At 49.1% G+C, this 7,654-nt stretch carries 8 protein-coding genes; 3 read left to right on the forward strand and 5 right to left on the reverse strand.

Translation table 11 applies throughout. From position 1 onward, the window contains the following. Nucleotides 1-1,041 (reverse strand): hypothetical protein (locus tag ABGY95_RS09175; protein WP_347441376.1); only part of this gene is annotated, 1,041 nt, incomplete at its 3' end. A 21-nt stretch (nucleotides 1,042-1,062) separates the two neighbouring features. Beyond that, on the reverse strand, nucleotides 1,063-2,202 hold the full coding sequence (locus ABGY95_RS09180; protein ID WP_347441377.1) for a hypothetical protein: 1,140 nt from the start codon (nucleotides 2,200-2,202) through the stop codon (nucleotides 1,063-1,065). A 131-nt stretch (nucleotides 2,203-2,333) separates the two neighbouring features. On the opposite strand from ABGY95_RS09180, the gene pabB reads away from it, so the two are divergent. Then, on the forward strand, nucleotides 2,334-3,566 hold the full coding sequence (pabB, locus tag ABGY95_RS09185; RefSeq protein ID WP_347441378.1) for an aminodeoxychorismate synthase component I: 1,233 nt from the start codon (nucleotides 2,334-2,336) through the stop codon (nucleotides 3,564-3,566). A 75-nt stretch (nucleotides 3,567-3,641) separates the two neighbouring features. Next, the gene (locus tag ABGY95_RS09190) at nucleotides 3,642-4,244 is read left to right on the forward strand and encodes a YdcF family protein (protein ID WP_347441379.1); all 603 of its coding nucleotides are present in this window, start codon (nucleotides 3,642-3,644) and stop codon (nucleotides 4,242-4,244) included. Nucleotides 4,245-4,247: 3 nt separating this feature from the next. Here ABGY95_RS09190 and ABGY95_RS09195 read toward each other — a convergent pair whose 3' ends face one another. The 3 genes from ABGY95_RS09195 to ABGY95_RS09205 form a co-directional block, all read right to left on the reverse strand. Beyond that, entirely contained in the window at nucleotides 4,248-4,730 is a 483-nt protein-coding gene (locus tag ABGY95_RS09195) for a hypothetical protein (RefSeq protein ID WP_347441380.1), read from the reverse strand. 29 nt (nucleotides 4,731-4,759) lie between these two features. Further along, nucleotides 4,760-5,641, reverse strand: a complete 882-nt coding sequence (locus tag ABGY95_RS09200; protein WP_347441381.1) for a polyprenyl synthetase family protein — start codon at nucleotides 5,639-5,641, stop codon at nucleotides 4,760-4,762. A 110-nt stretch (nucleotides 5,642-5,751) separates the two neighbouring features. Further along, nucleotides 5,752-6,753: an aspartate-semialdehyde dehydrogenase gene (locus ABGY95_RS09205; RefSeq protein WP_347441382.1), complete on the reverse strand. Its 1,002-nt coding sequence runs from the start codon at nucleotides 6,751-6,753 to the stop codon at nucleotides 5,752-5,754. 713 nt (nucleotides 6,754-7,466) lie between these two features. Here ABGY95_RS09205 and ABGY95_RS09210 point away from each other — a divergent pair. Then, nucleotides 7,467-7,616, forward strand: a complete 150-nt coding sequence (locus ABGY95_RS09210; protein ID WP_347441383.1) for a hypothetical protein — start codon at nucleotides 7,467-7,469, stop codon at nucleotides 7,614-7,616. Nucleotides 7,617-7,654 lie beyond the last annotated feature (38 nt).

Raw genomic sequence — 7,654 nt, forward strand, 5'->3', positions numbered from 1 at the left:
CTTACTTTCTGGTTGATCTTCGTGTTGGTAAATCGAAATTTGCTGACGACTGAGAATGTCCATCGCCTCGAGGAAGGTTGCGTATTCAGCAATGGTGACTTCATGGCAATCAATCCAAAATGCCGATAGTTTGACTTGAGAGCCATCGTGAGTGATGTAGTTGCCTGCTGGGATTTGCACCATACTCGTGAGTTCCCGTTGCTTAGGGCGATCGGGCTGATTCATCAGTAAAGAGCCGATAGTGATGGCTATCGCGGCCCCAATACCGATACCTGCAAGCATGATGAGCTTCTTGCTGTTGTCGCGTTTGTTGAGTCGCACTGTGGAGTTTTCAAGAGGTAACGGCTCTAGAGGTTCCGCTAGCTGCTGTTCTACGCCTTCTGAGAGATCCTTAATTTGTTCCCAACTAAGCGGGGTTTCTCGTTCAAGGTCAGCCATGTAGTTAAGTAAGGATAGTGTGCGGGTGCAGCCCGGACAGCCAGGCTCTATTAAACCTCTGAGAGCTTTACCTACGGTGTGTTTATCAGTGGTTGCCACATGCGGGTCCCTTTTGCCTCCCACCGCCATGTTTATCAGTCGTGTGAGGCTGTGCTCGGAGATGATGATTTGTTCCGGCAAGATAGGTAGGGTGGCAATGCGGCGCTCTTCGAGGTAGAGGTTGGCCTCTGCTATTTGTCGAACGATGTGAGCAACCTTTTCTGGGGGGAGCTGAGTCGAGCTATTCTGCAAGTCTTCTAGAGTTTCCCCTATTAGGTTCTCTCTGGCGTAAAAACAAAGTCTGCCATCCCGTACGGCTTCAAAGACTGAGCCGATAAGCGGGTGATCCACCTGTGCCTTCGCTCGGACGTCGCTTAGAAAGCAAGAGACTACAGTCTCATCGTCTTGTTGGTCCAAGTTGAGGCTGTCTATGATGACTTCACGGCTAATGGAAACCTGCTTAGCCCTCCAAGTGCGGGTGGTCGTTCCATCATAGAGTAATTCATTGAGCAAATAATCCCCGATCTGATTGCCGGTGCTGAGTCTTTGTATTTCGTGGTCCATCAAAAAAAGGTACGTTTGAACTTAGTGGCGCGGTAGTGCTGGAAGGAGAGGGTTGTCAGGGTTTATGTTAGGCAGGGCCTCGTCTAGAGGGAAATCAAGTGGGAAGTCAAATTCTTGGCTGTTTTGCTGCTTCGCGTGGATTGCGTGAAGGCGGCGCGGATAGGCTTGTTGGTCTATGAGTTCGTTCTTGTAATACAGCTCAGCCACGTAGCCGAAGTAGGTGCGCTGACCAAAGAGGTGTTCTTCAGCCACTGCACTAGCGGGTAGAGTGTAGCAGGACTCTGCGATCTCTTCGCCGTTGGCCCAGTCCAAAGGTTTATGCAGCCAACGGTCCTGTATATTGTCACCTCGAGAGAGCGGGACTGGCTCGATCTTCTTTTTGTCTACGAGGTCGTAATGGTGGACTTTGATTTCTAGTTGGCTTGGATCAAAATCGCTATCGGAGACCGAGCGTATTGGAATAGTGAGTCGTGCATGGAGGCGGTCCTCTGAAATGCGGCGCATGATGTGGCCGATGATGAGAGATTGTTCCTTTTGTTCGACCGGATTGATTCCATTTGAGAGTTTGAATGCCGATTTGTGGTAGTACACGCCGACGCGAGGTCCCATGACGAATAGTTTTTCGTAGTTGTTAGTCGCTTGTTCCCAGTGGCCTAGATCTTCGAATAGAAGTGCCTTTCGGTAAAAAATAGCAGGTTCATCGGCAGCCTGGAACTCGGCTTCTTCTAGTTTAAGCAGAGCCTTCATTAGGTCCCCTTGGTTGTGGGCGATGTGTGCCTCTCTAACCAGTTTCTCAACCATCGGGTCGTTGACCAAAGGGGCAGTCTCAGGGATGGCGGGTTGGCTGTATACCGGTGTGTTGAATGTGCTGGCAGCTGGTTCCATCTGGTCGCTTTCGTCCGTATATTCCTCCAGTATTTCGGCCACGCTTCGAGGGTTTAAATTGCCTCGTAATGGTTCGGCATCACGAAGGGTGGGAACGGAAACGATCATTGGGGCCTCTTTGACATAACGAATAACCTCGCGGGTTTCACCAGTGCGCGCAGCAATCGCAACGCCTACTGAAAGGAGTTGCATGAAGGCGATACAGGCGAATAGTCCACACGCGATGGTGAAGGCTGGAGGCTTCGCTGTTGGCGATTTTTGGGTAGCTGTTCCCATGAATGACGAACTTTAGATAGCAAATGCGGGCGATGGGAAGGACGATTTTCGCTAAATGATTTCCAGTGAGTGAATCTATTCCTCTTGAGGAATGTTGTAGATCGCGTATGGATTGTGCAGAGCTAATGAATATGCCCCAAATGACAGAGCTAGATATCCCCCTGCATCCCAGTTCTGTGGCTGCTGGGCTACAGCATCTTGATGGGCTCGTATTTTTTGATAGCTCAGGGAATTTCCCCGATGGCGTGGATGGGGTCATCAGTGTAGTCGCGGCTCGACCAAGCGAAGTCTTGCGGGGGCACATAACTGATGTGAGCGCGATCGCAGAGGTTCTCGCAAAGTATGGTACCGAGTCTGGGGATTTACCGAATGGCGGACTTTGTGGTTGGATTGAGTATGAAGGATCTTTTTGCTTTGGCGTGTATTCAGAGATGTTGGTTTACCGGCACAGCTCTGAACAGTGGTACGAAATAGGCAAATTATCTAACGAAATACTACCGTCTCCGAGCGCTCCGCTACTCCAAATCGGCGAGTTTTCTCAGTCGATGGAGCGTGCTGACTATTTGGAAAAAGTGGGGGTGATTAAAGAGTACATCTCTGCTGGTGATATCTACCAGGTCAATTTAGCTCAGAAGTTTTCAGCTAAAGTTACAGGGGAATCAGCCTTTGGGTTGTATACTCATTTGCGAGAGCTCTCCCCAGCCCCGCATTCTAGCTACATGGCACTGGGCGGGCGAGAGCTGTTATCTTCGTCGCCGGAGACATTTCTGCGTTTTGATCAAGACCGTATACTGACGCGACCAATCAAAGGAACGAGACCTAGGTTTGATGATCCCGCTGCTGATCAGCGCTCAGTCTTTGAGCTTCGCAACTCTGACAAAGAGGTTTCAGAGTTGGTTATGATCACTGACCTCGAACGTAATGACTTAGGTCAAGTGTGTGACTTCGGCAGCGTGGAGGTGGAGGCATTGCTTAAGTTAGAAAAATTTGAGCACGTCTATCACTTGGTTTCCACCGTGAGCGGAAGGTTGCGTAAAAACGGTAATCAAGTCCGCGCCTTACAGTCCTGCTTCCCAGGGGGGAGTATCACTGGAGCACCTAAGAAACGAGCCATGGAGATAATTGAAGAATTGGAGGAGCACCCTCGGGGACTCTACACTGGTGCAATGGGCTATTTTGGCTTCAATGGACAAAGCCAGTTCAATATAGTCATCCGAACCATGGTTCGCGAAGGGGCTCAACTGCACTACCATGTGGGGGCTGGAATTGTTGCGGACTCTGTTGCCGATGCAGAATACGAAGAAACCATACACAAAGCAAAAGGGATGCGAATTGCAGTGGAGCAGTATCTTAGAAAGAAGTGATAGTCTCAGGTTTTGAGATTTACAGCGACTCGGAATGGGTAGATGCTACGGCAGTAAAAACTTTTGGTTAAGAAGATGTCATTTAGGAAGCGATGGGGGCGTCGGGTCAAATGGTTGTCCGTCTCTCTGTTGGTGCTATTTTTCTACGCCAGTTGGCAGGTATGGGATATAAATCGCATCGGTTTTAGCGATGCCGGAAGTAAAGCCGACTGTGCTATTGTCCTAGGAGCTGCAGCCTACCACACTAAGCCGTCTCCAGTTTTTCAGGCGCGCATAGATCATGCGATTAGGCTCTATAAAGAGGGTCGAGTCGGGAAAATTCTCCTGACTGGAGGTTACGGTAAAAATGCCAAATTTTCCGAGTCAGAGGTGGCTCTGGAATACTGCAAAAAGAGTGGAATTCCAGAGCTTGATATTTTGACCGAAAAAGAGTCCCAGACCACCGAGCAAAATATCATGGAGGCTGAAAAGGTGATGCGGGAGAAAGGTCTGAAGTCTGCGCTGTTAGTGAGTGATCCTTGGCATCTTAAGCGAGCTTTAGCAATCACGCTCAAGCATGGTATTGAGGCTGAGGCTTCGGCGACTCAAACGAGTATGTACCGGTCAGAGAAAAACCAATGGGGATTCTTGTTGCGCGAATTCTACTATCTTCATGTTTGGAGGTTAGCTGGAGAATAAAACCTACTTTTGGAATGCGTTTTTCTTAAGTAAAGCTTGGAGCTCTCTAAGAAATAGCTCTGGCATGCGGACGTTGAGGATTAGCGGGGCATCTTCAGTAGATTCGCTGAGCCATCGGCGGGCTCCAATGTCCATCATTTCTCGAATCACATAAATTCCGTATTGTGGTGCATACTTTTCCATCAACTCACCGACGGCAACAACAAGTGATTCCTCGATCTCGAGTTCTGGTTTGAGCTCAAACTTCGCTTCCTTTAAAATGCCCTTTGCCACTAATATGTCGAGTAGGGCATCAATGGCTTTGATGTCTTTTGCAAAATCCTCCGGGTTTGGTTCATCGGCATCCACACCGAGCATGTGAATATGCTGCCCTATATTCTGACTTTGAATTGAGAGTTCGAGCCATATATTGGTCTGATTGTCAGAGGCTGAACTTAGTAAGAATGTACTGAGTAGAGCACCGGTGCAAAGGGCTGATTTTAACATAGATATATGGGTGTTAGGGGGAAGGTCATCTAAAATTCGCGTTCAAGCATGTAGTGGGCAATTTGCTCGAGACGAGCAGCATTCTCGCCGAGTGGTTTTAGCGCATTGAGGGCCAGAGCCGTGAGACGGGCGGCCTCGACCTTGGATTCTTCAAGCCCTAAAACTGCTGGGTAAGTAGATTTATCGACGGATTCATCTTTGCCAGCTGTTTTTCCTAATTGTTTTGTGGTCTGTGTGACATCGAGGATGTCGTCGATCACTTGGAAAGCGAGGCCTAAGTTGTAGCCAAAGTCTGCGAGAGCCTGAAGCTCCTCAGCTGTACAGTTAGCGCTCATGCCTCCAAGGCGCAGGGAGCTGCAGAGAAGGGCAGCGGTTTTAGCCTCGTGGATGTGGACGAGCTGCTCTTGGTCGAGCTCTTTGCCTTCTCCTTCAAGGTCGAGCACTTGACCTCCAATGAGCTTTTTGCTGCCACCCGTTTCTGAGAGTTCGAGCACGTAGTCACGAGCATTGTAGCGTTTGGTTGCAGGAGTCTGTGCAATGATGGCAAAAGCTTCAGTTAGCAGAGCATCACCGGCTAGTACTGCAATACCTTCTCCGTATACCACATGGCTAGTTGGACGACCTCGGCGTAGGCTGTCGTCGTCCATGCAGGGTAGATCATCATGTACCAGAGAGTAGGTGTGCATGACTTCGACTGCGCAAGCTGGGAAGAGAGCGTTTTTTTCTTCTCCTGAGCAGGCTTCGGCTGCTGCCAGGCAGAGGATCGGGCGTAGGCGTTTCCCGCCCGCAAACATGCTGTAACGCATGGCTTGGTGAATCGTTGCTGGACGAGTGTCTTCGCTTGGGAGAATCTGGTCGAGGGCTGTGTCGACGGTTTCTTGCTGGGCTTTAAGCCAAATTTTTAAACTCATGCGTAGAATTTTCAGGTGTTCACAAAAAGGTGCTATGTATTTAGCCAGGAAAAGACCTAGCGCACAGCACCTAAATTGGAATACGGTATTTCAGCAGTGCTGAAATGCATTTAGAGGATTTCTGCAATCTGCACTGCGTTGAGCGCTGCTCCTTTGCGCACCTGATCACCGACTACCCAGAGGGCTAAGGCGTCGTCGAGCACCTTGTCTTCGCGGATCCTGCCGACTAGGCAGTTGTCCTTAAGAGTGGTGTCGAGTGGTGTTGGGAAAATATTCTGTGACGGGTCGTCCTTGGCATCAACGCCAGGGTAGTCAGCGTAGATCGCACGAGCATCCTCCACATTTGGAGTTTTTTCAAACCCTGCAGTGATAGAAACGGAGTGGGAACGGTACACTGGAACGCGAACACAGGTGCAAGTGACTTTAAGTTCCGGAAGCTTGAGTATCTTACGAGCCTCGTTGAGCATTTTGAGCTCTTCCTTGGTGAAATGGTCAGGCTGGAACGCATCGACCTGTGGAATCACGTTGAAGGCGATCTGAGTCGGGTAGACTTCGGAGACGACGTTACCTCCATTTGCGAGAGCTTCGCATTGTTGCTTAAGCTCTGCGATACCAGCTGCACCGGAGCCTGAAACTGCTTGATAGGATGAGGCGATGATAGACTTCAGGCCGTACTTCTTGTGCAGAGGATAAAGTGCCATCAAGGAAATGATCGTGGTGCAGTTTGGGTTGGCTATGATGCCTTTCACTGCTTCCTTAGCTGCCTCCGGGTTAATTTCAGGTACGATAAGAGGAACTTCGTCATCCATGCGGAAGGCTGAAGAATTATCAATTACGATCGCTCCAGCCCGTGCCGCAGAAGGGGCAAAGGTTTCTGATATGCCGCCGCCCGCAGCAAAAAGTGCGACATCAACTCCTTCGAAGGCTTCGTGGGTTAGCTCTTTTACAATAATCTCTTTGCCTTGAAAGCTAATCTGTTTGCCTGCAGAGCGGGCAGAAGCGAGCAGGGTGAGCTCGCTGATTGGGAAATTGCGCTGGTCGAGACAGGCGAGCATTTCCTCACCTACGGCACCTGTAGCGCCGACGATTGCGATGTGTTTAGCTTCTTTCATGGTCTTAATTTTCTCGGGATCGAGTTTGGGCGCATGCTACTAGAGCTTCTCTATTTAGCAATGCTTGTTCTTGTCATTGCTGGATAAGTGAAAGAAATCATGTGTAATCACGTTTCTATCTTGCTTCTAGCAGAAGATTCTACTAGAGTGTCTTCAAATGTTAGGTAATGCCCTGATGGTATTATTTAATTGATAAAACAAGTACCTATGAAATCCATTAAACTGATTATTTTTGCACTAGCCGCAGCATCTTGTGCAGCGCTCGTTTCTTGTGGTAGCAATGCTCCTGTAGAGTCCACCTATATCGAACCTTCTAAATAAATACCGATGAAAAGTCTTAAAGTCCTCGTCTATGCAGCTGCAGCAGTATCCCTCACTTTCCTTAGTTCTTGCTGCGGATGCATGTAAGTCTGAGGGGGCGCACGCCTAGCGTGCAAATCCAACCTGGGGCCTAGTGGTCCCGTTCTAAAAAGAAAATAAAACTAATAAATAATATGAAATTCGTTAAAATTATCGCACTCGCAGCAGCGGCAGCAGGAATCGCTCTCTCCACTTCATGTGGGTCATCTCCAGAGCCGGCTCCAGTGCCAGTAATGCCAAGTAAGTAATTGCTCAGTAAAATACTTGAAGCGGGCTTTCCTAACGGGAGTCCGCTTTTTTCTTGCGCTCCCGTATAGGGTGAGCAAAATGCATTGCGAAATCTATATCAATTTATGAAAACACTACGCATTCTAACGATCGCTTCCGCTGCTGCGGCTACTGTACTTCTTAGCTCCTGTGGTTGCTGCACAGGTGAAGCCAAGGCTCCACCTCTCCGTCCACTTCCGCAGTTTGCTGATATTCCAGTAGCGCCTACGAAGTAATTTTTTTAGCCGCTGAACTCCTCATTGGTTCGGCGGCT

The organism is Rubritalea sp., assembly GCF_039830215.1.
GTDB lineage: Bacteria > Verrucomicrobiota > Verrucomicrobiia > Verrucomicrobiales > Akkermansiaceae > Rubritalea.

Bases quoted from the DNA above. Each gene is read 5' to 3' on its own strand.
- ABGY95_RS09205 (WP_347441382.1), bottom strand. From the start codon at position 6,753: ATGAAAGAAGCTAAACACATCGCAATCGTCGGCGCTACAGGTGCCGTA.
- pabB (WP_347441378.1), top strand. From the start codon at position 2,334: ATGCCCCAAATGACAGAGCTAGATATCCCCCTGCATCCCAGTTCTGTG.
- ABGY95_RS09200 (WP_347441381.1), bottom strand. From the start codon at position 5,641: ATGAGTTTAAAAATTTGGCTTAAAGCCCAGCAAGAAACCGTCGACACA.
- ABGY95_RS09195 (WP_347441380.1), bottom strand. From the start codon at position 4,730: ATGTTAAAATCAGCCCTTTGCACCGGTGCTCTACTCAGTACATTCTTA.
- ABGY95_RS09190 (WP_347441379.1), top strand. From the start codon at position 3,642: ATGTCATTTAGGAAGCGATGGGGGCGTCGGGTCAAATGGTTGTCCGTC.
- ABGY95_RS09180 (WP_347441377.1), bottom strand. From the start codon at position 2,202: ATGGGAACAGCTACCCAAAAATCGCCAACAGCGAAGCCTCCAGCCTTC.
- ABGY95_RS09210 (WP_347441383.1), top strand. From the start codon at position 7,467: ATGAAAACACTACGCATTCTAACGATCGCTTCCGCTGCTGCGGCTACT.